This is a genomic window from Salipiger sp. H15 (assembly GCF_040409955.1).
Taxonomy (GTDB): Bacteria; Pseudomonadota; Alphaproteobacteria; order Rhodobacterales; family Rhodobacteraceae; genus Salipiger.
This window is the reverse complement of record NZ_CP123385.1, coordinates 1,513,223-1,535,583: the sequence shown is the minus strand read 5'-3', so window position 1 is coordinate 1,535,583 and position 22,361 is coordinate 1,513,223. Positions and strand designations below refer to the sequence as shown.

The following is a 22,361-nucleotide window of genomic DNA, read 5'->3' as shown; positions in this document are numbered from 1 at the left end:
TAGCACGATGGCCGACACCTCTACCCTGCGCCTGCCCGCCGACGAGGCCGGCATCGCCCGCGCCGCCGAACTGCTGCGCGAGGGCAGGCTCGTCGCCTTCCCGACCGAGACGGTCTACGGGCTCGGCGCGGATGCCCGCATCGACGCCGCCGTGGCGGGAATCTACGAGGCCAAGGGCCGCCCCAGCTTCAACCCGCTGATCGTGCACGTGCCCAGCATCGAGCACGCCAAGGAGCTGGTGCGCTGGTCCGGCACCGCCGAGAACATCGCCCAGGCCTTCTGGCCCGGCCCGCTGACGCTGGTGCTGCCGATCCGCGAGGATGCGGGCCTCTCCGAGCGGGTGACCGCCGGGCTCGACACGCTCGCCGTGCGCCTGCCCGCCGCGCCGCTGGCGCGCAAGCTGCTGACCGAGTTCGGCGGCCCGCTCGCCGGCCCCTCGGCGAACCGCTCGGGACGCATCAGCCCGACCACCGCCGATCACGTGCTGGCAACGCTCGACGGGCGCATCGCCGCGGTGCTCGACGGCGGGCCCTGCACGGTCGGGATCGAGAGCACGATCCTCGGCCTCTCGGGCCGCCCCACCCTGCTGCGCCCCGGCGGCATCAGCGCCGAGCAGCTCTCAGAGGCACTCGGCCACCCGGTGATGCGGCGGCAGGACGGCGAGGCGATCTCCGCCCCCGGCCAGACCGCCTCGCATTACGCGCCGCGCGCGCGCATGCGCCTCAACGCCGCCGAGTGGCGCGAGGGCGAGGCGCGGCTCGGCTTCGGCGACATGGAATGCGATCTCAACCTCTCGCGCAGCGGCGATCTCACCGAGGCCGCGAGCAACCTCTTCGCGCACCTGCACCGGCTCGATGCCAGCGGCGCCGAGGTGATCGCCGTGGCCCCCATCCCGCATGTCGGCGCGGGCGTCGCGGTCAACGACCGGCTGAGCCGCGCCGCCGCTCCCCGCTGAGGCGGAACGCGCGGCTTTCATCTTTCCACAAATACTCCTGCGCCGCGCGGCCCTGCGCCTCCGGCAGGAGTATTTGGAGAAAGATGAAAGGCACCGTCGGCAGGGAAGTGACCCCTTGCCCGCAGGTTGCCCTCAGGCGCGCCCGCCCTCGCCCGAGAGCGCCAGCGCCGCGATGCCGAGGCTGTCGAGCGCCGCGCCCCACTTGCCGGCGTCGGGCGTGCCGAACACCAGCTCGCGGCTCGCCGGGCAGACCAGCCAGGCGTTCTGCGCCAGCTCCCCCTCGAGCTGCCCCGGCCCCCAGCCGGCGTAGCCGAGCATGGCGATCCAGTCATCCGGCCCGTCGCCGCGCGCGATATGCTCGAGCACGTCGAGCGTGCCGGTCATCGAGAAGCCGTCGTCCACCTGCAGCGTGGTCAGCTCCGAGCGGTAGTCGGCGGAATGCAGCACGAAACCGCGGCCCATCTCGACCGGGCCGCCGAAATGCACCGGCTCCGGGTGCGATCCGGGCGCGGCATCGATTCCCAGCTGCTCGAACAGCCCCTCCAGCGTCACGTCCGCCGAGGGCTTGTTGACGATGAGCCCCATGGCCCCCTCGTCGGAATGGGCGCAGAGGTAGATCACCGCATGTTCGAAACGCTCGTCGCCCATGCCGGGCATGGCGATCAGCACGGAGCCGGTCAGGTCGGTGGCGCCGGAGGCGATCTGGGCGTGGGTCATGAGGACCTTTCTGAAATCTTTCCGTCGAGTGTGACCTTCCGGACCTGAGGGTGCAAGCACACATCAGCCCTCAAACAGACCCCTCTCGCTGCAATGTGACTTGGCAGAAGCGCGGCGAAGCGCCATTTGAAATTCATGATGCGCAATGTCTTCAGAGTCCTGAGCTGTCTTTGCACCCTCGGAATGGTGCCCCTGGCCCCCGCCGCCGCCGGCGCCGATGAGCCGGTCACCGCCGAGCTGCGCCCCGGATGGCGCCTGCCCAACGGCGACCACATGGCCGCGTTGCACCTGCGGCTGGCGCCCGGGTGGAAGACCTACTGGCGCGCGCCGGGCGAGGCGGGCATCCCGCCGGTCTTCGACTGGAGCGGCTCGGACAACGTCGCGCGGGTCACCGCGCTCTGGCCGACGCCGCACGTGTTCCGCCAGTCCGGCGCCCGCTCGGTCGGCTACAAGGGCGAGCTGGTGCTGCCGCTGCGCATCTCGGGCAGCGGCGGGCCGGTCACGCTCGAGGCCAACATGATGATCGGCGTCTGCAGCGACATCTGCGTGCCGCAGACGCTGCACCTCGAGGCGATGCTGCCCGACACCGTCACCGTCGATCCGATGATCGCCGCGGCGCTGGCCGAGGCGCCCTTCACCGCCCGCGAGGCGCGGGTCAGCGCGGTGCGCTGCAGCGTCAGCCCGGCCAAGGGCGGTATCACCCTGCGCACCGAGATCGACATGCCCGCCATCGGCGGCGCGGAGGAGACGGTGGTCGAGGCCGGGCAACCCGAGCTCTGGGCCTCGGAGCCGAAGACCAGCCGCGTCGGCGGCACGCTGGTCAGCGAGACGCGTCTGATGCACATGGAGGGCAAGCCCTTCGCCCTCGACCGCTCGAAGCTGCGCTTCACCGTGCTCGGCGGAGACGCGGCGGTAGACATCCAGGGCTGCGGCTGAGCCGCTTTTCCGGGCAGGACCGCGCCCGCCCGGACCGCCCCGCCTAGGCCCCTGCCCGCGCGCGGCGCAGCGTCATCGCCAGCACCACCAGCCACACCAGCCCCAGCAGCAGCGCCACGCCGCCGGTGAAGAGCACGAAGCCCGCCACCTGCTCGGGCAGCCCGGCCAGCGCGGACAGCTGCAGCGCCTGCGGCAGCGTGCCCTGGACGAAGAGGCTGCCCATGGTCACGCCGAGCCAGCCCAGCACCAGCGCGCCGAGCCCGAGCACCAGCGCCCGCACCCGCCCGTGGCGGTGCCGCGCGCCGCGGCGCGCCGCCGCGATGCGCCGGGTGATGTCGTGCTGCGCCGCCAGCAGCGCCGGGACCACCAGCAGCACGAGGATCATGCCGAAGCCGAGCCCGTAGACCAGCGTGATCACCGTCGGCTTCAGGAACTGTGCGTCCGAGCTGCGCTCGTAGAGCAGCGGCGCAAGGCCGAGCACCGTCGTCGCCGAGGTCAGGAACACCGGGCGCAGCCGGTCCGCCGCGCCGTCGATGATCGCCTGGAAGATGCCCCGGTCGGGGGCGTATTCGTCGATCTGGCTGACCAGCACGATGGAATCGTTGATGATGATCCCGGTCATGCCGAGCAGCCCGACCACGGTGAACATCGACAGCGGCACGTCCCAGAGCGCGTGGCCGTAGACCGCCCCGACAAGGCCGAAGGGGATCACCGCCATCACCACCAGCGGCCGTGTCCAGCTGGCGAAGACCCAGGCCAGCACGAGGTAGATGCCCAGCAGCACCAGCACGAGCCCGGTGCCCGCGTCGGCAAGAAAGTCCTGTTCGTCCTCGGCGAGGCCCGACAGGGTGTACTCGACCTGCCGCTGCGCGGCGATGGCGGGCAGGATCTCGTCCTGCAGCGCCTGCATGATCTCGCCGGCGCGCTCGGCGTCGTCCTCGGAAATGTCACCGGTGACCGAGACCGTGCGCAGCCCGTTCTCGCGCCGCACGGTGGAAAAGCCGCTTGTCCGCTCGACCCGGACGATGTCGGCCAGCTGAACGTAGGCGCCCTCGGGGGTGCGGATCTGCGTGCGCTCGAGGAAATCGGCGGTCTGCTCGCTTTCCGGCAGCTCGACCCGCACCTCGGCGCTGCGCGGCCCGACCGGGAAGGTCGCCGCCTCGATGCCGCCGATGCGGCCGCGCAGCACCCGGCCGAGATCGTCCACCGTCAGCCCCAGCGCCTGCCCCTGCGGGGTCAGCTCGAGCACCAGCTCGTCCTTGTCGTAGGAGAGGTTGTCCTCGACCGCCGAGACCTCGGGGTAGCGCATCACCGCGGTCTTCAGATCCTCGGCCGCGTGTTTCAGCGTCTCGGCATCGGCGCCGTAGAACTGCACGTCGAGCGCGTCGCCGCCGGGACCGGAACGCCAGCCGCGGAAGCTGATCACCTCGACCAGCGGGTGCTGCTCGACCCGCTCCTGCAGGTCGGCGACGAACTGGAAGCTGGAATAGGGGCGGAAGTCGGGCTCGATCAGCTCGATCGAGATGGCGCCCAGCTGGTCGGGGTCCTTGTTCTCGGCCTCGGCCAGCTCGCGCCCGGAGTTGCCGCCGATCTCGGCGATCACGTAGTCGAGCGGATTGCGGCCGTATTTCGCCTCGTACTCGGCGCCCAGTTCCTCGGTGGCGCGCTGCAGCGCGCGCATCTGCTCGAGCGTGTCCTCGCGGCTGGCGCCGGGCGCCATGGCGAAGTTGCCGCTGACCGAGGGCTGCTCGGGCGAGTTGAAGAAGCGCCAGACCACGTCGCCGCGGATGAAGCTCGCCGCCTGCGAGGCCAGAAGCAGCACCGCCCCGGCCAGCACCACGTAGCGCGCCGCGATGACCCCGGCCATGAACGGGCGGAACAGCGTCTCGCGCATCCAGCGGAAGCCGCGGTTCACCATGCGCGAGGGCCAGTCGTACCAGTGCTCCTCGGTCGACTTGGCGATGGCATGGGCCATGTGGTTGGGCAGGATCAGGAAGCATTCGACGAGGCTCGCCAGCAGCACCACGATGACCGTGAAGGGAATGTCCGAGATCATCTCGCCGAAGCGGCCGCTGATGGCGGTGAGGCCGAAGAAGGCGATGACCGTGGTCAGGGTCGAGCTGAACACCGGCAGCGCCATGCGCCGCGCCGCGGTCTCGGCGGCCTCGACCGGGGCGAGCCCGCGCCGGCGGTGGAGGTGGTCGGCGTGCTCGCCCACCACGATCGCATCGTCCACCACGATGCCGAGCGTGATGATCAGCGCGAAGAGCGAGATCATGTTGAGCGTCAGGCCCGAGGCATACATCAGCGCCAGCGCCGCCAGCATCGAGGTCGGAATGCCCGCCGCCACCCAGAGCGCGGTGCGCGCGTTGAGGAAGAGGAACAGCAGCCCCACCACCAGCACCAGCCCCGAGAGGCCGTTGTGCAGCAGCAGGTCGAGCCGGTTGGTGATCGCCTCGGCGCGGGTGCGGATGAGATCGACGGTGGTGCCCTCGGGCAGCACCGACTGGAACTCGCGCGCCACCTTGGCGACCGTATCCTGTATCTTGATCGCGTCGCCCTCGGCCGAGCGGTCGACCCGCACCGAGATCGCCGGGTGGTCGCCGACGTAATAGGCGCGCTCGCGGTCGATGCCCTCCTCGCGCAGCAGCGCCACGTCGCCGATGGTCAGCTTGCTGCCGTCGGGCTCCGAGCGCAGCACGATCGCCGAGATGTCGCGCAGCGCGCGCTTCTCGACCCCGGCGCGGACGCGGGCATTGGCGCCGCTCACGTCGCCGGCGGGGGCGGCATCCACCTCGGCCGAGATCGCATCGGCGATCTGCTGCATGGTGACGTCGTAGCCCAGCAGGTTCGCCGTCGGCACCTCGACCACGATCTGCGGCGCGGCGACGCCGCGGATGGTGGTGCGCGTCACGCCCTCGGCGAAGAGCCGCACCACGAACTCGTCGGCGAAGCGGCCAAGCTGGTCGACGCCCACGGGCCCGGTGATCACCACGTCGGTCACCCGGTCGCGCCAGCCGCCCGCGGTCACCTGCGGATCGTCCGCCTGCTCGGGCAGGTTGTCGACCGAATCCACCGCCGTCTGCACGTCGTCGAGTGCCTTGGCCATGTTGTAGTTCGGCTCGAACTCGAGCTCGATCCGCGCCGATCCCTCTCGCGAGAGGCTCTCGGTCGCCACCACGCCCTCGACCGCCAGCAGCACCGGCTCGAGCAGCTGCACGATGGCGTTGTCGATATCCTGCGCCCCGGCGCCCTCCCATTTGACGCTGACGTCGATCTCGTCCTCGATCACGTCGGGGAAATACTGCGCGCGCATGTTCGGCACGGCCAGCAGCCCCGCGCCGACGAGGATCACCAGCAGCAGGTTGGCCACGGTCCGGTGGCGGGTGAAATAGCTCAGGATACCGCTTGCCTGTCCCGCGATCGGGCCGGGGATGTGCCGCATCGGCTCAGCCCCCCATCCGCGCTTCGAGCCGCTCGATCACCTGCGCGGGCACCATCGGCTCCGAGAGCTGCGCCAGCAGGCGCTGCTTGGCCTCGGCGGGCATGCGGTCGTTGCCCTCGATGAAGGCGACGAGCCGCGCCCGGCGCTCCTCGGTCAGCTCGAGCATGGTGGCCTCGGCCTGCATGTCGGGGCCGGTCGGACCGCTCGCGGTCTCGGTATTGAGCGGGCGCACCTTGATGCCGGCGCCCAGCAGCGGCGTGCGCTCGGCCACCACCAGCCGCCCGTCGAGCGCGCTGGCGTGGAGGATCACGTCGTCCCCCTGCCGGCGCAGCAGGTCGACCTGCACCGCCTCGAGCCGCTCCTCGTCGCCCAGCACCAGCACGTCGCCCGCCGGACCGACCGCCGTGGCGGGCAGCAGCGCGACCTGCTCGAGCTCGGGCTCGGCGATCTTCACCGTGACGAAATCGCCGGGCTTGAAGCCGCGCGGCGCGTCGAGCGCGGCAAAGAGCAGCCGCCCGGTCTGGCCCTCGCCCACCGCCGCGCCCTCGCGCGTCAGCGTGCCCGGGCTGCTCACCGAGGCGCCGTAGAAATCGAGCGTCACCGTCACCGGCAGCTCGCGCGGGCGGTCCGAGGCGTTCAGGAGTTGCAGGTACTGCTGGGTCGAGACGCGGAAGGCCACCTCGAGCGCCGCCGGGTCCACCAGCGTCGCCAGCATCTCGTTCGCCGAGACCCGCCGCCCGCCGACCACCGAGACATCCTCGAGCTGGGCATCGAACTCGGCGCGGATCTCGGTCTCGCCGAGCCGCCGCTGCGCCTCGTCGAGCGCGATGTGCGCCCGGGTGAGCGAGGTCGTGCTCTGGTCGACGCGCGCCTCGGCCTGCGCCAGCGCCTGCCTGCGGGTCACCACCGCCTGCCGCGCCGACGAGGCGGAGAGCTCGGCTTCCTCCACCAGCGCCGAGGTGCCGACGCCGCGGGTCTGCAGGTCGGCCTGCCGCTGGTAGGCGCGCTGGCGCAGCGCGGCCTGTTCCTCGGCCGCGGCCAGCGCGTCCTTCTCGAGCTCGACCGCGCGGATCGCCTCGCGGCGCTCGGCCTCGGCATCCTTGAGCGCGCTCTGCGCACGCTCCACCTCGGCCATCATGTCCGCCGGGTCGATGCGCGCCAGCAGCGTGCCCGCCGCGACCCGCCCGCCCTCGACGAACTCGGGCGCGAGATCGATCAGCGTGCCGCCCACGGCGCTGCGCAGCTCGAGCGTCCGGCGGCTCTGGATCTCGCCGAAGGCGGTCATCTCGGGGGCGACGGTTTCCAGCCGCACCGGCGTCACGTTCACGGCGAAGACCCTCTCGCGCGCCTGCGGCAGGTGCGGCGTGTCGGCCAGGTAGGCCTGCACCGCGCCCTGCACCAGCAGCCCGGCCCAGGCCAGCAGCCCCAGCGTCAGCGAAAGGAGAAAGAGCCCGACGAGGCTCCGCCGAAGAAACCGCATGTGATCGTCCCGCGAAATGGAGGGGCCGCGCCCCCCTGTCTGGCTGCATTCAGCTTACGCCCGGGGCCGGGTGCAATCCAAGCCGTCACCAAGATACGCGGGAGTGTATCATTTCCGTCGCTTGTGTTCCTCGAGACGTGGAAAAATCTCGACGAAGTTGCAGGGCATGTGCCGATAGTCGAGCTGCCAGCGCAGGATCTCGTCCCAGGCGTCCTTGCAGGCCCCCGTGCTGCCGGGCAGCGCAAACAGGTAGGTGCCCCCCGCAACCCCGCCCGTGGCCCGCGACTGGACCGCAGAAGTGCCTATTTTCTGCATGGAAATCATGGTGAAGACCGTGCCGAAGGCCTCGATCTCCTTCTCGTAGACATCCCTGTGCGCCTCGACCGTCACGTCGCGCCCGGTGAGCCCGGTGCCGCCGGTCGAGAGGATCACGTCGACCTGCGCATCGGCGATCCAGGCCCGCAGCTGGCCGGAAATGGCCGCGCGGTCGTCCTTCACGATTGCGCGATCCGCCAGCAGGTGCCCGGCATCGGTCAGCCGCTGCACCAGCGCGTCGCCCGAGCGGTCCTCGGCAAGGCCGCGGGTGTCGCTCACGGTCAGCACCGCGATGCGGACGGGGATGAACTCTCGGGTTTCGTCGATGCGGCTCATGCGGGCTCCATCAGGGCTCGGGTGTTTCGGGCGTCCAAGGCAGCTTTAGCGTCAGGGACAGGGCTGCGCCACCGGCAGTCGCGGCACGGCGAAGATATGCGCGAATCGGCGGGCGGCGGCGTCGGTGGCCAGGCTGCGGGCAAAGCGCACCCAGTCGGCCTCGGTCTCGGGCTGCGGGCAGGTGCCGCCCTGCGCCAGCCGCGCCTTGGCCAGCTCCGCCGCCAGCGCGTCCTCGCGCTCCTCGTCGGACAGCGGCGGATAGGTGTTCTCGGCGGCAAAGCGGGCGGCGCGGCGCAAGAGGCTCGCCAGCCGGTCGCGCTCGGCGATGGTCAGCAGGTCGGGGCAGAGCTGCACGGCGGCGGTGATCTCGACCAGCCGCTCCAGCGCGCAGCCGGCGGGGCCGTGGCCGCTCTGGTCCTCGGCCCGCACCCCCGCGCCGTCGCGGCGGGTGAGGATCACCGGACCCGGCAGTTCCAGCACCTCGAACCCCGGCGAGGGCTCCTCGACCGCGCCCGCGTTGTCGTCGAACAGCGCCGTGTAATCGGGCGCGAAGCCGTCGGCCCGCGCCTCGCCGGCAAGCGCGGCGCAGAGCAGCAGCCAGAGCGCGGCCCCGGCACATCCGCGCCCGGCCCGCGCCGCTCTCACCCCAGCGCCTTCAGCCTGGCCTGCAGCTCGAGCAGGTCGGCCCAGGCCTGGCGCTTCGCGGCGGGCTGGCGCAGCAGGTAGGCGGGGTGGAACATCGGCAGCACCGGGCGGCCCTCGGCCTCGGCCCAGTTGCCACGCAATTTCGTGATGCCGCGCCGGCCGAGCAGCGCGTCGCAGGAGATGTTGCCCATGACCACCAGCAGGTCGGGATCGGCCAGCGCGATGTGCCGCGACAGGAACGGCTTCATCATGGCGATCTCGTCCGGCTGCGGCTCGCGGTTCTGCGGCGGCCGCCAGGGCAGCACGTTGGTGATGTAGACCGAACTGGCGCGGTCGAGCCCGATCGCCGCCAGCATCCGGTCGAGCAGCTGCCCGGCGGGCCCGACGAAGGGCTTGCCCTGCAGGTCCTCCTCGCGGCCCGGCGCCTCGCCGACGATCATCACCCTTGCGCCCGGCACCCCGTCGCCGAAGACGAGATTGCGCGCGCCGCGCTTCAGCTCGCAGAAGTCAAAGGCCTCCATGGCCGCGCGCAGCGCCTCGAGGCTGCCCGCCCCGCGCGCCATCTCGCGCGCCACCAGCACGGGATCCGGCCCCGCCGGCTCGGCCATCGGGGCCGGGGTGGCGCCGCGCTCGGGGCGCGGCTCCACGGGCCGCGCCCGCGCCGCCTGCTCCGCCGCTTCCAGCGCAAAGCGGTCGACCGGCGCCTCGCCGATCGCCTCGTCGGCGCCCAGCTCAAGCTGCCAGTCCAGCGCCGCGCGCGCCCAGTGCCAGTCGATCCCCGAATCCATGAGCCGACACTATCCGAGCGCGGCGGCGGAGCAAATCGCCTCTGGCTTCATCTTTCCCAAAATACTCACGGTGCGACCTCCGGCCATCGCGGCGCCGGTGAGTATTTGCGGAAAGATGAAAGGTAGCGGGCCGGACAGGGTCAGGAGCGCGGCTTGCGGCGAGCCCGGATCAGCGTGTTGTGGCTGATGATCTCGTAACCGAGCCGCTCGACCAGTTCGCGCCGCAGCTGCTCGATCTCCGGGCTCTCGATCTCGATGACCTCGCCGGTGTCGACGTCGACGAGGTGGTCATGGTCCGAGGCCGGGGTCACCTCGAAGCGCGCCGGCTCGTCCTCGAAGCTGAGCTTGCGGATCAGCCCCGCCTCCTCCAGCGCCGCGAGGGTCCGGTAGACCGTGGCGAAGGAGACCGAGCCGTCGATCGCCTTGGTCCGGGCAAAGAGCTCGTCGGCGTTGGGATGGTCGATGGAGTCCATCAGCACGGACATCACGATCATGCGCTGCTGCGTCACGCGCAGCCCCGCATCGCGCAAGGCCTGGGCAAAATCCGTCGAAACCGCGGTCATGGGCAACTCCTGTTCAGGTCAGTTTGATAGCCCCGGACCCGGAACGTGGCAACCGCGCCGCGGCGGGAAGCGCGGTCGCGTGGCGCGGGACCGCACATAAATGCGAACGAGTCGCATCTAGCTTGACTCATGCGAATGCCTCGCATTTACATTTCGGGGACTCGTCCGCGCATTTTCCCCGCGCCCTGACCTGAGGAGGACCCAGATGCCCGCCTGCCCCCGGCCCGTCACCGCGCTTGCCGCGCTTGGCCTGCTGATCGCCCTGCCCGCCGCCGCCGAGGCCAAGATGAAGGTGGTGACCACCTTCACCGTGCTCGCCGACATGGCCGCGCAGGTCGCGGGCGACGCCGCCGAGGTGGTCTCGGTCACCAAGCCGGGCGCCGAGATCCACGGCTACGAGCCCACCCCGCGCGACATCGTGCGGGCGCAGGGGGCGGATCTCATCCTGTGGAACGGGCTGAACCTCGAGCGCTGGTTCGAGCAGTTCCTGTCGAACCTTCAGGGCGTGCCCTCGGTGACCCTCTCGGAGGGGATCGACACCATCCCGATCTCGGCCGGCAGCTACGAGGGCAAGCCCAACCCGCATGCCTGGATGGGGCTCGGCAACGCCGGGATCTACATTGACAACATCGCCGCCGCCTTCGCCGAGCACGACCCCGCCAACGCCGCGACCTATGCCGCCAACGCCGCGGCCTACAAGGAAGAGTTGAAGAGCGCGCTCGAGCCGCTGCGCGCCCGCATCGCCGCCATCCCCGAGGAGCAGCGCTGGCTGGTCACCTGCGAGGGGGCGTTCAGCTACCTCGCCCGCGATTTCGGCATGAAGGAGCTCTACCTCTGGCCGATGAACGCCGACCAGATGGGCACGCCGCAGCAGGTCCGCGCGGTGATCGACGGGGTGAAGCAGAACCACATCCCCGTGGTCTTCTGCGAGAGCACCGTCTCCACCCGCCCCGCCGAGCAGGTGGCGCGCGAGACCGGCGCCTCCTATGGCGGCGTGCTCTACGTCGACAGCCTGTCGGAGCCGGACGGGCCGGTGCCGAGCTACCTCGACCTGCTCACCGTCACCTCGCGCACCATTGCCGAGGGGCTCGAGGCGGGGCTGGAAAAGCAGGAAGCCGCGCAATGAGCCGGCAGGAGGGCGCGATGAGGGACACGGGAACGGGCACCGCGATGGACGGCATCCGCGTCGCCGACGTCACCGTCACCTACCGCAACGGCCACACCGCGCTGCGCCGCGCCAGCTTCGAGATCCCGCGCGGCACGATCACCGCGCTCGTGGGGGTCAACGGCGCGGGCAAGTCGACGCTGTTCAAGGCGATCATGGGTTTCGTGCCGGTGGCGCAGGGCGAGATCACCCTCCTCAGCCTTTCGGTGAAGGAGGCGCTGAGGCGCAACCTCGTCGCCTACGTGCCGCAATCCGAGGAAGTCGACTGGACCTTCCCGGTGCTGGTCGAGGACGTGGTGATGATGGGCCGCTACGGCCACATGGGCTTCCTGCGCCGCCCGTCCAGGGCCGACCACGCGGCGGTCGCGGCGGCGCTCGCCCGCGTCGGCATGACCGAGTTCCGCCTGCGCCAGATCGGCGAGCTTTCCGGCGGGCAGAAGAAGCGCGTCTTCCTCGCCCGTGCGCTGGCGCAGGAGGGGCAGGTGATCCTGCTCGACGAGCCCTTCACCGGCGTCGACGTGAAGACCGAGGAGCAGATCATCGCGCTCCTGCGCGAACTCAAGGACGAGGGCCGGGTCATGCTGGTCTCGACCCACAACCTCGGCACGGTGCCCGAGTTCTGCGACCGCACCGTGCTGGTCAAGGGCACGGTGCTGGCCTACGGGCCGACCGAGACCACCTTCACCCGCGCCGCGCTGGAGGAAGCCTTCGGCGGCGTGCTGCGGCACTTCACCATCGAGGGCGCCGACCTGCACGACGACGCCGACCCGCGCCGCGTGTCGATCCTCACCGACGACGAGCGCCCGCTGGTGCGCTACGGCGGCGAGATGCGCCGGGCCCGGCGGGACGCAGATGGGCGGGAGGAGAAGGAATGAGCCTCTACGAGCCTTTCACCTACGGCTACATGACCAACGCCATGTGGGTCTCGGCCCTCGTCGGTGCGGTCTGCGCCTTCCTGTCGAGCTACCTCATGCTCAAGGGCTGGTCGCTGATCGGCGACGCGCTCTCGCACTCGGTGGTGCCGGGCGTCGCAGGGGCCTACATGCTCGGCCTGCCCTTCGCGCTCGGCGCCTTCATCTCGGGCGGGCTGGCGGCGGCGGCGATGCTGCTGCTCTCGGACCGCTCGGGGCTGAAGAGCGACGTCATCATCGGGCTCATCTTCACCTCCTTCTTCGGGCTCGGGCTCTTCATGGCCTCGGTGAACCCGATGGCGATCTCGATCCAGACCATCACCATGGGCAATATCCTCGCCATCACCCCCGCCGACACTCTGCAACTCGCCATCATCGGGGTCGTGTCGCTGGCGGTGCTGCTGGCCAAGTGGAAGGACCTGATGGTGGTCTTCTTCGACGAGGGCCACGCGCGCTCGATCGGGCTGCGACCGGGGCTGCTGAAGGCGCTCTTCTTCACCCTCCTTTCGGCCTGCGTCGTGGCGGCAATGCAGACCGTAGGCGCCTTCCTGGTGATCGCCATGGTGGTCACCCCCGGCGCGACCGCCTACCTGCTCTGCGACCGCTTCCCGCGGCTCATCCTGACCTCGGTGGCGATCGGCACGGTGACCAGCTTCGCGGGCGCCTATCTCAGCTATTTCCTCGACGGCGCGACCGGCGGGATCATCGTGATGCTGCAGACGGCGATCTTCCTGCTGGCCTTCACCTTCGCCCCCAAGCACGGCCGCCTCGCCGCCCGCCGCAGGGCCAAGGCCGCGCTGGAGGAGGTCGCATGACCGAGACCCTGCTCGCCCCGTTCCAGTTCGCCTTCATGCAGAACGCCTTTGCGATCTGCGCCATCGTCGCCATCCCCACGGCGCTGCTGTCGTGCTTCCTCGTGCTGAAGGGCTGGGCGCTGATGGGCGACGCGATCAGCCACGCGATCCTGCCGGGCGTGGTGCTGGCCTATATCCTGAACCTGCCGCTGATCCTCGGGGCCTTCGCCGCGGGCATGGTCACCGCGCTCGCCACCGGCTTCCTCGCCGGCAACAGCCGGGTGAAGCAGGACACGGTGATGGGCGTCGTGTTCTCGGGCATGTTCGCGCTGGGGATCGTGCTCTACACGCAGGTCCACACCAACGTGCACCTCGACCACATCCTCTTCGGCAACATGCTGGGCGTCGGTTCCGAGGACCTCTGGACCGCCGGGCTGATCTCGCTCTTCGTCGCGGGGGCGCTGCTGCTGAAATGGAAGGACCTGCTGCTGCACGCCTTCGACCCGGCACAGGCGCGGGCGAGCGGGCTGCGCGTGGGCCTGCTGCACTACGGGCTGCTGACGCTGATCTCGCTGACCATCGTGGCGACGCTGACCGCCACCGGGCTGATCCTCGCCGTGGGGCTGCTGATCGCGCCGGGGGCCATCGGCTTCCTGACCGCGCGCAGCTTCGGCAGGATGATGGCGGCGGCCTGCATCGCCTGCCTGACGGCGATGCTGGCGGGGACCTACCTCAGCTTCTTCCTCGACAGCGCCCCTGCCCCGACGATCATCCTCATCCTGACGGCGATCTTCCTCGCCGCGCTGGTCCGGCGCGGGATCCTCACGCGCCGGGCCTCGGCTCAACTCTGATCAGGCCGCCGGGAAGGCGATCTGCACCTTCATGGCGCGGGACTTGTCGGCGGCCAGCTCGAAGGCTTCCTGCGCCTGCGCCACCGGCAGCACGCCGGTCAGCAGCGGCTTCACGTCGAGCCGCCCGCTGTCGATCAGCCGCGCCGCCGTGGCGAACTCGGGATCGAAGCGGAAGCTGCCCATGAGCCGCAGCTCCTTGGCGACGATCACCGTCATCGGCAGCGGCGTCTCGGGGCCGAGCCCCACCGTCACCATCACCCCGCGCGGGCGCAGGATCGAGCATCCCGCGACCACCGCCGCCGGGGCGCCCGAGCATTCGAAGAGCACGTCGACCTGCCCCTTGCCCGCCTGCAGCGGCTCGAGCGCGCCCTCCTGCGTCGCAAGGTTGAGCGTCCGGTCCGCACCCATGGTCGTCGCCACCTCCAGCGCCGCGGCGGAGATGTCGGTCGCGACGATCTCCTCGGCCCCGGCCAGCTTCGCCGCGGCGATGGTGAGGCACCCGATCGGGCCGCAGCCCGAGACCGCGACCCGCTTGCCGATCAGGCTGCCCGCCTGCGCCACCGCGTGCAGGCAGACCGCCAGCGGCTCGGACATGGCGGTGAGCGCAAGGTCGGCCTTGTGCGAGAGCCGCACCGCCTGCCGCGCCGGCAGGGTCAGCTGCGCGCGGAAGAAGCCCTGCTCGTGCGGGAAGCGCATGGCCGAGCCGGCAAAGCGCATGTCGAGGCAGTGGTTCGCCATGCCGCGCAGGCAGTACTCGCAGTCGCTGCAGGGGCGCGAGGGGTTGATCGCGACGCGGTCGCCCTCCGAGAGGCCACTGACCCCGGCGCCGAGGTCGGTGATGATCCCCGAGACCTCGTGGCCGAGCGCCATGGGCTCGCGGATGCGGATCGTGCCGAAGCCGCCGTGCAGGTAGTAGTGCAGGTCCGAGCCGCAGATGCCGCCATGGCTGACCGCGATGCGCACCTCGCCCGGACCGGGCGCGGGCGCGGCCTTGATCGTGTCGAGCCGCAGGTCCTTCGGGGCGTGGATGACGACGGCCTCCATCAGGCGCGTCCTGGGGGCATCGGGGTCGCGGATCGGGTCATGGGGTGTCTCCTCTGCGGCGCGACGGGCGCCTGTCATGGGCCGTAGCTAGACAGGCGCCGGGGCGGGATTCAAGGCCAAAGGCGGCTCAGCCGACCGGGGTGACCACCGCCTTGATCAGCGCGTCGCGATCCTTGGCCAAGAGCGGGAAGCGGTCGGGAAGATCGGCCAGCGCGATGCGCTCCGAGAGCAGCGCATCCGTGTCGATCTCGCCCGCCGCGATCGCCGCCATGACCCGCTCGAAATCCGCCTTCAGCGCATTGCGCGAGCCGATGATCCGCGTCTCGCGCTTGTGGAACTCGGCGTCCTCGAAGGTGATCGCGTCCTTGACCACGCTGACCAGCACGTAGGACGAGCCATGCGCCAGCAACGGGAAGCCTGCCTCGATTGCCTTGGCGTTGCCGGTGGCGTCGAAGATGAGGTCGAACCCGTCCGCAAGCTCGCCCTTCAGAATGGGCTCGCCCGCGATGTGCAGCAGCTCGAAACCGAAGAGCCGCTGCGCCTGCTCGAGCCGCGCGCGGCTGAGGTCCATCAGGTGCACCTCGGCGCCTTCCAGCCGGGCGAAAAGCGCCGTGCCGAGCCCGATCGGCCCTGCCCCGGTGACCAGCACCCGGTCGCCCTTCGAGATGCCCGAGCGGCTGACCGCATGGGCGCCGATGGCGAGGAACTCGACCATGGCCGCCTGCTCGGGGCGCAGCGCCCCGGCGGAATAGAGGTTGCCCGCAGGCACGGCGATGCGCGCGCAGAGCCCGCCGTCGCGGTGCACGCCCAGCACCTCGATCGCCATGCAGCAGTTGGGCTTGCCGCGCCGGCACGCCCGGCAGGTGCCGCAGGAGAGGTAGGGGTTGATCACCACCAGATCGCCCGCGCTCCAGCCCGCCGCGTCCTCGGCGACGAAGCCCGACAGCTCGTGGCCGATCACGCGCGGGTAATTCAGGTAGGGGTGCTTGCCCTCGAGGATGTGGTAGTCGGTGCCGCAAAGCCCCACGGCCGCGATGTCCACCAGCACCCAGCCCTCGGGGGCGCTGACGGGTTTCGGCCGCGCCTCGAGCGCGAATTTTCCGGGCTCCACGCAGGTGCCGCAGAGCATGGTCTCGGTATGGCTGTTCATTCCGCCGCCTCCAGGTTGCGCGGGCGCCAGTCGGTCGGCAGCTCGCCCTTGATGATGAGGCTCAGGATATCATCCTTGCTCACCTCGTCGATGGCATGGGCGCCCACCAGCTTGCCCTTGTTCATCACCACCACCCGGTCGCAAAGCTCAAAGACGTCGTGCATGTCGTGGCTGACGAGGAAGATGCCGATGCCCTGCGCGCGCAGCTTGCGGATGAGATCGGCCACCATCGCCGTTTCCGAAGGCCCGAGCGCCGCGGTGGGCTCGTCCATGATCAGGATCTTCACGTCGAAATAGATCGCCCGCGCGATGGCGATGACCTGCCGCTGCCCGCCCGAAAGGCTTGACACCGGGTCCTTGAGGTTGGTGAAATTGGGGTTCAGCGTCGCCAGCACCTTGCGCGCCTCGGCCAGCATGCGCCTGTCGTCGAGGTTGCCGAAGCGGGTCTTCAGCTCGCGGCCGAGGAAGAGGTTGGCCGGGGCGTCGAGGTGATCGGCCAGCGCCAGCGTCTGGTAGATGGTCTCGACCCCATGCGCCCGCGCGTCTTGCGGCGAACCCATCTCGACCACGTCGCCGCCGATGCGGATCTCGCCGCGGCTCGGCGCCATGGCGCCCGAGAGGATGCGCATCAGGCAGGACTTGCCCGCGCCGTTGTGGCCGAGCACGCCCACCACCTCGCCGGGCATCAGTTCGAGCGAGACGCCGTTCACGGCCACCACGCCGCCGAAATGCTTCTCGATGCCCCTCATCTCGACGAGCGGCGTCTGCCCGCCCGGGGCAAGCTGCGTCTGGCTCATGCTGCGCCTTCCTTCCGTGGCCTTGCGTGGAATGGCCGGGGCCGCGCGGGCCCCGGCCCTGTCGATCAGTAAAGGACGTTCTGTGCCTCGGGGGCGTCGATGTTGTCCTTGGTCACCAGCACCACGCCGGTGTCGATGAAGCTCTCGACGGTCTTGCCCGCCAGCACGTCCATCACCGCCTTGACGCCCAGCTCGCCCATCTGGAACGAGCCCTGCACCGCGATCGCGTCGAGCGTGCCCGAGCGCACGAACTCCTGCAGGTCGGCGTTGCCGTCAAAGCCGAAGGCCGCGATCTGCCCGGCCTTGCCCGCCTGCTCGATGGCCCGGCCCATGCCCACGGCGGTCGGCTCGTTGGCGCCGAAGATGCCGACGAGGTCGGGGTTCGCCGCCAGCACGTCGGTGGTCTGGTTCAGCGCGTTGGCCATCTGCGACTGCGAGTAGTAGGGGCCGACGATCTCGAGCGAGGAATTGGCCTTGAGGTAGTCGCTGAAGCAGCCGACCCGGCCGATCTCGGAGCCCACGCCCGCGACGTAGGACATGACCGCGACCTTGCCCTCCTTGCCGACCTTGTCGATCATCGCGCTGGCGACCAGCTCGCCCGCGGCGCAGTTGTCGGTCGACAGGAACGCCTGGTAGGTGCCCTTGGCGCCGTCGGCGAGCGCAGAGTCGATGATCACCACCGGGATCGCCGCCTCGAAGGCGCGCTTCACCGCCGGGGCCAGCGCCTCGGGGTCCGAGGGCGCCAGGACGATGCCCGCGACGCCGCGGTTGATCGCGTTCTCGACGAGGTTCACCTGGTCGGCGATGGCGCTTTCGGTGGCCGGGCCGTCGAAGGACATCGAATGCTCGGACTGGCCCTCCATCGCCGCGCTCGCGCCGAGGTTCACGTTCTGCCAGAAATTCGAGCTGGTGGTCTTCACGATCACCGCGATCTCGCCCGCCTGGGCGGCACCCGCCGCGGTCAGCGCCAGCGCGCTTGCCGCCATGAGCATGGTCAGTCTTCCGGTCATCCTGTCTTTCCTCCCTAGATGACAGTCTTCAATGGAATTCGTGCCTTGGTGGATGTCGTTGATCTGCGCCCCGCCTCAGCGGCGGTTGCGCAGCTGGTCGATGTAGACCGCGCCGATCACGACGAAACCGATGACGATCTGCTGGATGAACGAGGACACGCCGCCCATGTTCAGCCCGTTGCGCAGCACGCCGATGATGAAGGCGCCGATCATCGTGCCCGAGATGCCGCCGACGCCGCCCATCAGCGAGGCGCCCCCGATCACCGCCGCGGCGATGGCGTCGAGCTCGTACATCACGCCCTCGCTCGGCTGGGCGGTGATGAGCCGCGACATGAGCACGTTGCCCGCCACCCCCGCCAGCGCGCCCGAGAGCGTGTAGGCGATGAGCTTGGTGCGGTCGACGAGCACGCCCGAGAGCCGCGCCGCTTCCTCGTTCGAGCCGGTGGCGTAGATGTGCCGCCCGATCGCGCGCCGGCGCAGCATGTAGGAGGCCGCGATGGCCACGACGACCAGCAGGATCGCCGGATAGGGAATGCCGGGGAAGATCACCTTGGGAAAGCCGTTCGGCTGCATCTCGACCACGCGGAAGAGCGCGCCGTTGCCGAGCACCCCGAAGGCCTCGCCCAGCTGCGAGATCGGCGCCGCGCCGGTCAGCTGCAGCGCCGCGCCGCGGGCGATCAGCATCATGCCGAGCGTCGCCACGAAGGGGGTGATCTTCATCCGGGTGACGACGAAACCGTTGAAGAGCCCGCAGGCCGCGCCCATGCAGACGCCGAGCATCATCGCGGGCACCACGGGCACCCCCGCCTTGACCATCATGCCGGTGACCGTGCCCGAGAGCGCCAGCACCGAGCCCACCGAGAGGTCGATGCCGCCGGTGATGATCACCATGGTCATGCCGATGCCCAGAAGCCCGATGACCGAGGTCTGCAGGAGGATCGTCAGCGTGTTGTTGACCGACAGGAAGGCCGGGCTCGCGAAGGCGAAGACGATGACGAGGATCGCCAGCGTCAGCAGCGCCGAGATGCGGTGAAAGGCGGCGGCCGAATGCGGCAGCATGCGGGTCCAGGCGCCTTGCGACGGCTGCGAGATATTGGCCATGGGTCCTCCCGGGGTCCTCGGTCTGTGCCGGAACGCGGTCTCCCGTCCACGCGGCACAAAATTATTAAAAACAGGGTGTCGCGATGCTTGACCCGGGTCAAGTGTTTTTAATAATTTAATTCAACGGTAAAATACCAAGCGGGGGATGACGGGGATGACAACTGCGATCGCATATCGGAACGACGCCCTCGGGCCGGCGACCTTCAGGCGGGGGAGCTGAGCCATGGCCCGCAGCGACGCCCGCTTCCGCGAGACCTACAACGCCCTGCTCGACCTCTGCGCCGAGCTTGCCCCCGAGGATCCCCTGCCCTCCGAGAACGCGCTCGGCGACCGGCTCGGGGTCAGCCGCACCGTGGTGCGCGCCTGCCTGCAGCGCGCCTCAGAGGACGGGCTGATCCGCTGGGACGGGCGCGTCAAGACGCTCCTGCGCGCGCCGCTGCCGGACGACCGCATGCTGCTCGGCAACCGCACCGAGGATCCCGAGACGCTGGAGAAGCGCTTCCTCGAATGGATCCTGCGCTTCGACGTCCCCGCGGGGACACCGCTCAACGTCGCCGCGCTCTCGCGCGAATTCGGGGTGACGCCGCAGATGCTGCAGGAGTTCCTTGCCGGGCTCAGCCGCTTCGGCCTCGTCGAGCGGCGCAAGAAGGGCGGCTGGCTGCTGCTCGGCTTCACCGCGGCTTTCGCGGTCGAGCTTTCCGAGTTCCGCAGCCTGCTCGAGATCAACGCCGTGCAGCAGCTGGTCACCCTGCCCGGCAGCCACCCGATCTGGCCGAAGCTGGACGCGCTGCGCGCCGATCACCTCGCCCTGCTCGACCGGATCGAGACCGACTTCCACGCCTTCTCGCCGCTCGACGAACGCTTCCACGCAACGATCAACTCGGTGGTGCAGAACCGCTTCGTGGCCGAGTTCCAGAAGGTGATCGCGCTGATCTTCCACTACCATTACATGTGGGACAAGACCTTGGAACGGCACCGCAATCAGGCCGCGATCGGCGAGCACCTCGCGCTGCTCGACGCGCTCTTGCTGCGCGACGCGGCTGCCTCGGAGCAGGCGGCGCGGCGCCATCTTCTCACCTCGAAGACAACGCTGCTTTCCTCGCTCCGCGACCACCGCCTCGGCTGAGGGTCAGGCGAACATCGCCTCCGTCCCCGCGGGGACGCCGCCTTCGATGGCGTCGAGGTTGCGCCGCAGGCTCGAGGCCTTTGCGGTGCCGAGCAGCACCGAGGCGGTGGCCGGATGGCGCAGCGCGAAATGCAGCGCGGCGGTGGCGAGCGGGATGCCGTGGCTCTCGGCCTCGGCCTGCAGTTCGGCGACGCGGTCCAGCACCTCCTTCGGCGCGGGGCCGTAGTCGTAGGTCGCGCCCTCGACCGGGCCGGTCGCGAGGATCCCCGAGTTGAACACCCCGCCGAGCACGAGGCTCGTGCCCGCCTCGCGGCAACGCGGCACCAGCTCTTCCTCGGCCGAGCGGTCGAGCAGGGTCAGCCGTCCGGCCAGCAGGATCACGTCGATCGGGCCGTGGTCCATCACGTCGAGACAGACCTGGCACTCGTTCACGCCAAGCCCGAAGGCACCGATCTTCCCGGCCTCCTTGAGCTTGACCAGTTCCTCGTAACCGCTGCCGAAGAAGGCCTCCATGTGCCCCGCGTTGACCGCCTCGCCATGGGTATAGGCGCCGATGTCATGCACGTAGGCGATGTCGAGCCGGGTCACGCCGAGCCGCCCGCAGGCCTGCTCGAAGCTCTCGCGGATGCCGTCGCCGGAATAGTCGTAGGTCATCAGGTTGGGCAGCGGCTCGATGTAGCTGTCGGCCTCGGCGATGGGCTCGGGCGCGGGCGAGAGCACCCTGCCGAGCTTGGACGACAGCGCGTAGCTGTCGCGGTCCCGGCCCTGCAGGAAGCGCCCGAGCCGGGTCTCGGACAGGCCGCGGCCATAGTGCGGCGCGGTGTCGAAATAGCGGATCCCGGCGTCCCAGGCGGTCTGGAGCACGGCCTCGGCCTCACCGTCGCTCACCTTGCGGTAGAGGTTGCCGATGCTGGCGCAGCCGAAGGAGACTTCGGTCACCTCGACGCCCGTGTTGCCGATCTGTCTGGTCTTCATGCGGTTTGCTCCCTGCGTGCCAGCGCGGCCTCGAGCCGCGGTTTTGCCGTGCGGTCGCCCTGCGCGCGCGCCCATGCAAGGTAGGCGGCGACGCGGCGGTCAAGTTTCTCGGAATGGTTCTGCGCAATGTCGGCGAGCGCGTGGTCGAGGAACGGGTTGGCGAAGCGGTCGAGCGTCTCGGCCACGTAGGCCGAGGCCGCCACCCCCTCGCCCGCCGCGGCGAAGCCGGGCAGCACCTCCTCGCGGTAGAGCGCCTCGAGCGCGGCGCGGCGGGCCGGATCGGCCAGCACCTCGCGCACCAGCGCGGGGCCGGTCCGGCCCTCGTCCAGCCAGCGCGACACCATCCAGGTGTGGCCGAGGTTGAGGATGAAGAGCTTCAGCCGCTCCACCCTGCCAAGGTCGGTGACCACCTGCACATCCGGGTGGGCGCAGGGCAGGATCAGCCCCGGACGGTCCTCGATGGCCCAGAGCGCATAGGGCTCGGCCACGGCCCCGGCGGGCTCCAGCGGCTCCGAGACGATGCGGTCGACCAGCGAATTGACCCAGAGCACGTCGGTGCTGAGCCAGTCGCGGAACTCCCCCGGCAGCGCGGCGGAGGCGGCGAGGACGAGCTCGCGCAGCACGTCGCCGTTGTTCTGCACGAGTTCGGTCGGCATCACCTGGATGCGCGCGCCGCCCGCCTCGTACCGGGCGAAGAGCAGCCGCGCGAGCTTGCCGGGGTAGGACATCTGCTGCTGCGGAAGGGTCTCGGTGCTGGCGTCGGCGGGCTGCGCGCGGAAACCGGCGTCGGCGGTGTTCGACAGGATGATGCGCAGATCGCCCTTCACCAGTTCCAGCAGCTGGTCCATGTCGGCCCCGGTGCTGAGCGTGCGCGTCACGCTGGTGACGCGGCGCTCCTCGTCGACCTCCTGCCCGGCGCGCAGGCCGCGGATCCGCACGGGGTAGCCCCCGGGCGCGGCGAGCGCGGCAAGCCGCGCGGCGCGGGCGGGATCGCCGGAGGACTGGACAACGGTGACAGGCCCCAGCGCCTCGCCCCGGGCGAGCGCCTCGGAGAGGAAGAGGTCGACATGGGCCTGCAGGAAGCGGCTGGTGCCGAACTGCAGGATCGGTGTGCTGAGCATGGTTCTCCTCCTCCCTGCCCTGCGGGCGCGCCCGCATTCGGTTTTTTATTATTGAGTACCTACGTGGGGTCAAGCCCCCTTCTCGAGGCCAGCGGCACGGAGGAGGCGCGGATCCCGCCCGCCTCGGACCGGCGAC

At 70.2% G+C, this 22,361-nt stretch carries 21 protein-coding genes; 7 read left to right on the top strand and 14 right to left on the bottom strand.

Features of this window, described 5'->3' with window-relative positions; all coding sequences use genetic code 11:
- Window positions 1-7: 7 nt before the first annotated feature.
- A complete protein-coding gene (locus tag PVT71_RS21520; RefSeq protein WP_353474528.1) occupies window positions 8-955 on the top strand; it encodes an L-threonylcarbamoyladenylate synthase in 948 nt (315 codons plus the stop codon).
- A 132-nt stretch (window positions 956-1,087) separates the two neighbouring features.
- Here PVT71_RS21520 and PVT71_RS21515 read toward each other — a convergent pair whose 3' ends face one another.
- On the bottom strand, window positions 1,088-1,672 hold the full coding sequence (locus PVT71_RS21515) for a YqgE/AlgH family protein (RefSeq protein WP_353474527.1): 585 nt from the start codon (window positions 1,670-1,672) through the stop codon (window positions 1,088-1,090).
- A gap of 183 nt (window positions 1,673-1,855) precedes the next feature.
- On the opposite strand from PVT71_RS21515, the gene PVT71_RS21510 reads away from it, so the two are divergent.
- Window positions 1,856-2,608: a protein-disulfide reductase DsbD domain-containing protein gene (locus tag PVT71_RS21510; protein WP_353474526.1), complete on the top strand. Its 753-nt coding sequence runs from the start codon at window positions 1,856-1,858 to the stop codon at window positions 2,606-2,608.
- Window positions 2,609-2,651: 43 nt separating this feature from the next.
- On the opposite strand, the gene PVT71_RS21505 is transcribed toward PVT71_RS21510, so the two are convergent.
- The 6 genes from PVT71_RS21505 to PVT71_RS21480 form a co-directional block, all read right to left on the bottom strand.
- Window positions 2,652-6,053: an efflux RND transporter permease subunit gene (locus PVT71_RS21505; protein ID WP_353474525.1), complete on the bottom strand. Its 3,402-nt coding sequence runs from the start codon at window positions 6,051-6,053 to the stop codon at window positions 2,652-2,654.
- Between the two features lie 4 nt (window positions 6,054-6,057).
- Window positions 6,058-7,533, bottom strand: coding sequence for an HlyD family efflux transporter periplasmic adaptor subunit (locus PVT71_RS21500; RefSeq protein WP_353474524.1), 1,476 nt, complete (start codon window positions 7,531-7,533; stop codon window positions 6,058-6,060).
- Between the two features lie 108 nt (window positions 7,534-7,641).
- Complete coding sequence (gene moaB, locus PVT71_RS21495) at window positions 7,642-8,184, bottom strand: molybdenum cofactor biosynthesis protein B (RefSeq protein ID WP_353474523.1); 543 nt, start codon at window positions 8,182-8,184, stop codon at window positions 7,642-7,644.
- A gap of 51 nt (window positions 8,185-8,235) precedes the next feature.
- Entirely contained in the window at window positions 8,236-8,829 is a 594-nt protein-coding gene (locus PVT71_RS21490; protein WP_353474522.1) for a hypothetical protein, read from the bottom strand.
- Window positions 8,826-9,617, bottom strand: a complete 792-nt coding sequence (locus tag PVT71_RS21485; RefSeq protein ID WP_353474521.1) for a uracil-DNA glycosylase — start codon at window positions 9,615-9,617, stop codon at window positions 8,826-8,828. Before PVT71_RS21485 ends, PVT71_RS21490 begins: the two co-directional genes overlap by 4 nt.
- Before the next feature lie 140 nt (window positions 9,618-9,757).
- Window positions 9,758-10,180, bottom strand: coding sequence for a Fur family transcriptional regulator (locus tag PVT71_RS21480; RefSeq protein WP_353474520.1), 423 nt, complete (start codon window positions 10,178-10,180; stop codon window positions 9,758-9,760).
- 205 nt (window positions 10,181-10,385) lie between these two features.
- Between PVT71_RS21480 and PVT71_RS21475 the strand changes: the two genes are divergently transcribed.
- Genes PVT71_RS21475 through PVT71_RS21460 form a run of 4 tightly spaced genes read left to right on the top strand, consistent with a single transcriptional unit; the run spans window position 10,386 to window position 13,901 of the window.
- Window positions 10,386-11,306, top strand: a complete 921-nt coding sequence (locus PVT71_RS21475) for a metal ABC transporter substrate-binding protein (RefSeq protein ID WP_353474519.1) — start codon at window positions 10,386-10,388, stop codon at window positions 11,304-11,306.
- 17 nt (window positions 11,307-11,323) lie between these two features.
- A complete protein-coding gene (locus tag PVT71_RS21470) occupies window positions 11,324-12,220 on the top strand; it encodes a manganese/iron ABC transporter ATP-binding protein (protein ID WP_353474518.1) in 897 nt (298 codons plus the stop codon).
- Window positions 12,217-13,071 (top strand): metal ABC transporter permease, encoded by an 855-nt coding sequence (locus tag PVT71_RS21465; RefSeq protein ID WP_353474517.1) that lies wholly within the window; start codon window positions 12,217-12,219, stop codon window positions 13,069-13,071. Before PVT71_RS21470 ends, PVT71_RS21465 begins: the two co-directional genes overlap by 4 nt.
- Window positions 13,068-13,901, top strand: a complete 834-nt coding sequence (locus PVT71_RS21460; protein ID WP_353474516.1) for a metal ABC transporter permease — start codon at window positions 13,068-13,070, stop codon at window positions 13,899-13,901. Before PVT71_RS21465 ends, PVT71_RS21460 begins: the two co-directional genes overlap by 4 nt.
- Here PVT71_RS21460 and PVT71_RS21455 read toward each other — a convergent pair whose 3' ends face one another.
- From PVT71_RS21455 to PVT71_RS21435, 5 genes are all read right to left on the bottom strand, one after another.
- Complete coding sequence (locus PVT71_RS21455; protein WP_353474515.1) at window positions 13,902-14,945, bottom strand: L-idonate 5-dehydrogenase; 1,044 nt, start codon at window positions 14,943-14,945, stop codon at window positions 13,902-13,904. It lies immediately after the preceding gene.
- Window positions 14,946-15,072: 127 nt separating this feature from the next.
- Window positions 15,073-16,095 (bottom strand): zinc-binding alcohol dehydrogenase family protein, encoded by a 1,023-nt coding sequence (locus PVT71_RS21450; protein ID WP_353474514.1) that lies wholly within the window; start codon window positions 16,093-16,095, stop codon window positions 15,073-15,075.
- Window positions 16,092-16,892 carry an ATP-binding cassette domain-containing protein gene (locus PVT71_RS21445; RefSeq protein WP_353474513.1) on the bottom strand — a complete coding sequence of 267 codons (801 nt, stop codon included), beginning with the start codon at window positions 16,890-16,892 and terminating at the stop codon, window positions 16,092-16,094. Before PVT71_RS21445 ends, PVT71_RS21450 begins: the two co-directional genes overlap by 4 nt.
- Before the next feature lie 65 nt (window positions 16,893-16,957).
- Window positions 16,958-17,902, bottom strand: a complete 945-nt coding sequence (locus PVT71_RS21440; RefSeq protein WP_353474512.1) for an ABC transporter substrate-binding protein — start codon at window positions 17,900-17,902, stop codon at window positions 16,958-16,960.
- 75 nt (window positions 17,903-17,977) lie between these two features.
- Window positions 17,978-19,003 carry an ABC transporter permease gene (locus tag PVT71_RS21435; protein ID WP_353474511.1) on the bottom strand — a complete coding sequence of 342 codons (1,026 nt, stop codon included), beginning with the start codon at window positions 19,001-19,003 and terminating at the stop codon, window positions 17,978-17,980.
- Window positions 19,004-19,226: 223 nt separating this feature from the next.
- Here PVT71_RS21435 and PVT71_RS21430 point away from each other — a divergent pair, with 223 nt between their 5' ends.
- Window positions 19,227-20,129: a GntR family transcriptional regulator gene (locus tag PVT71_RS21430; RefSeq protein ID WP_353474510.1), complete on the top strand. Its 903-nt coding sequence runs from the start codon at window positions 19,227-19,229 to the stop codon at window positions 20,127-20,129.
- Between the two features lie 3 nt (window positions 20,130-20,132).
- On the opposite strand, the gene PVT71_RS21425 is transcribed toward PVT71_RS21430, so the two are convergent.
- Window positions 20,133-21,104: an aldo/keto reductase gene (locus PVT71_RS21425; protein WP_353474509.1), complete on the bottom strand. Its 972-nt coding sequence runs from the start codon at window positions 21,102-21,104 to the stop codon at window positions 20,133-20,135.
- The gene (locus tag PVT71_RS21420) at window positions 21,101-22,225 is read right to left on the bottom strand and encodes a mannitol dehydrogenase family protein (protein ID WP_353474508.1); all 1,125 of its coding nucleotides are present in this window, start codon (window positions 22,223-22,225) and stop codon (window positions 21,101-21,103) included. Before PVT71_RS21420 ends, PVT71_RS21425 begins: the two co-directional genes overlap by 4 nt.
- Between the last annotated feature and the right edge of the window lie 136 nt (window positions 22,226-22,361).

What these genes read in the sequence shown, in the direction of transcription:
- PVT71_RS21500 (WP_353474524.1), bottom strand. Translation starts at nt 7,533, where the DNA reads ATGCGGTTTCTTCGGCGGAGCCTCGTCGGGCTCTTTCTCCTTTCGCTG.
- PVT71_RS21515 (WP_353474527.1), bottom strand. Translation starts at nt 1,672, where the DNA reads ATGACCCACGCCCAGATCGCCTCCGGCGCCACCGACCTGACCGGCTCC.
- PVT71_RS21465 (WP_353474517.1), top strand. Translation starts at nt 12,217, where the DNA reads ATGAGCCTCTACGAGCCTTTCACCTACGGCTACATGACCAACGCCATG.
- PVT71_RS21425 (WP_353474509.1), bottom strand. Translation starts at nt 21,104, where the DNA reads ATGAAGACCAGACAGATCGGCAACACGGGCGTCGAGGTGACCGAAGTC.
- PVT71_RS21440 (WP_353474512.1), bottom strand. Translation starts at nt 17,902, where the DNA reads ATGACCGGAAGACTGACCATGCTCATGGCGGCAAGCGCGCTGGCGCTG.
- PVT71_RS21455 (WP_353474515.1), bottom strand. Translation starts at nt 14,945, where the DNA reads ATGGAGGCCGTCGTCATCCACGCCCCGAAGGACCTGCGGCTCGACACG.
- moaB (WP_353474523.1), bottom strand. Translation starts at nt 8,184, where the DNA reads ATGAGCCGCATCGACGAAACCCGAGAGTTCATCCCCGTCCGCATCGCG.
- PVT71_RS21460 (WP_353474516.1), top strand. Translation starts at nt 13,068, where the DNA reads ATGACCGAGACCCTGCTCGCCCCGTTCCAGTTCGCCTTCATGCAGAAC.
- PVT71_RS21450 (WP_353474514.1), bottom strand. Translation starts at nt 16,095, where the DNA reads ATGAACAGCCATACCGAGACCATGCTCTGCGGCACCTGCGTGGAGCCC.
- PVT71_RS21505 (WP_353474525.1), bottom strand. Translation starts at nt 6,053, where the DNA reads ATGCGGCACATCCCCGGCCCGATCGCGGGACAGGCAAGCGGTATCCTG.
- PVT71_RS21480 (WP_353474520.1), bottom strand. Translation starts at nt 10,180, where the DNA reads ATGACCGCGGTTTCGACGGATTTTGCCCAGGCCTTGCGCGATGCGGGG.
- PVT71_RS21510 (WP_353474526.1), top strand. Translation starts at nt 1,856, where the DNA reads ATGGTGCCCCTGGCCCCCGCCGCCGCCGGCGCCGATGAGCCGGTCACC.
- PVT71_RS21445 (WP_353474513.1), bottom strand. Translation starts at nt 16,892, where the DNA reads ATGAGCCAGACGCAGCTTGCCCCGGGCGGGCAGACGCCGCTCGTCGAG.
- PVT71_RS21470 (WP_353474518.1), top strand. Translation starts at nt 11,324, where the DNA reads ATGAGGGACACGGGAACGGGCACCGCGATGGACGGCATCCGCGTCGCC.
- PVT71_RS21520 (WP_353474528.1), top strand. Translation starts at nt 8, where the DNA reads ATGGCCGACACCTCTACCCTGCGCCTGCCCGCCGACGAGGCCGGCATC.
- PVT71_RS21475 (WP_353474519.1), top strand. Translation starts at nt 10,386, where the DNA reads ATGCCCGCCTGCCCCCGGCCCGTCACCGCGCTTGCCGCGCTTGGCCTG.
- PVT71_RS21435 (WP_353474511.1), bottom strand. Translation starts at nt 19,003, where the DNA reads ATGGCCAATATCTCGCAGCCGTCGCAAGGCGCCTGGACCCGCATGCTG.
- PVT71_RS21430 (WP_353474510.1), top strand. Translation starts at nt 19,227, where the DNA reads ATGGCCCGCAGCGACGCCCGCTTCCGCGAGACCTACAACGCCCTGCTC.
- PVT71_RS21485 (WP_353474521.1), bottom strand. Translation starts at nt 9,617, where the DNA reads ATGGATTCGGGGATCGACTGGCACTGGGCGCGCGCGGCGCTGGACTGG.
- PVT71_RS21420 (WP_353474508.1), bottom strand. Translation starts at nt 22,225, where the DNA reads ATGCTCAGCACACCGATCCTGCAGTTCGGCACCAGCCGCTTCCTGCAG.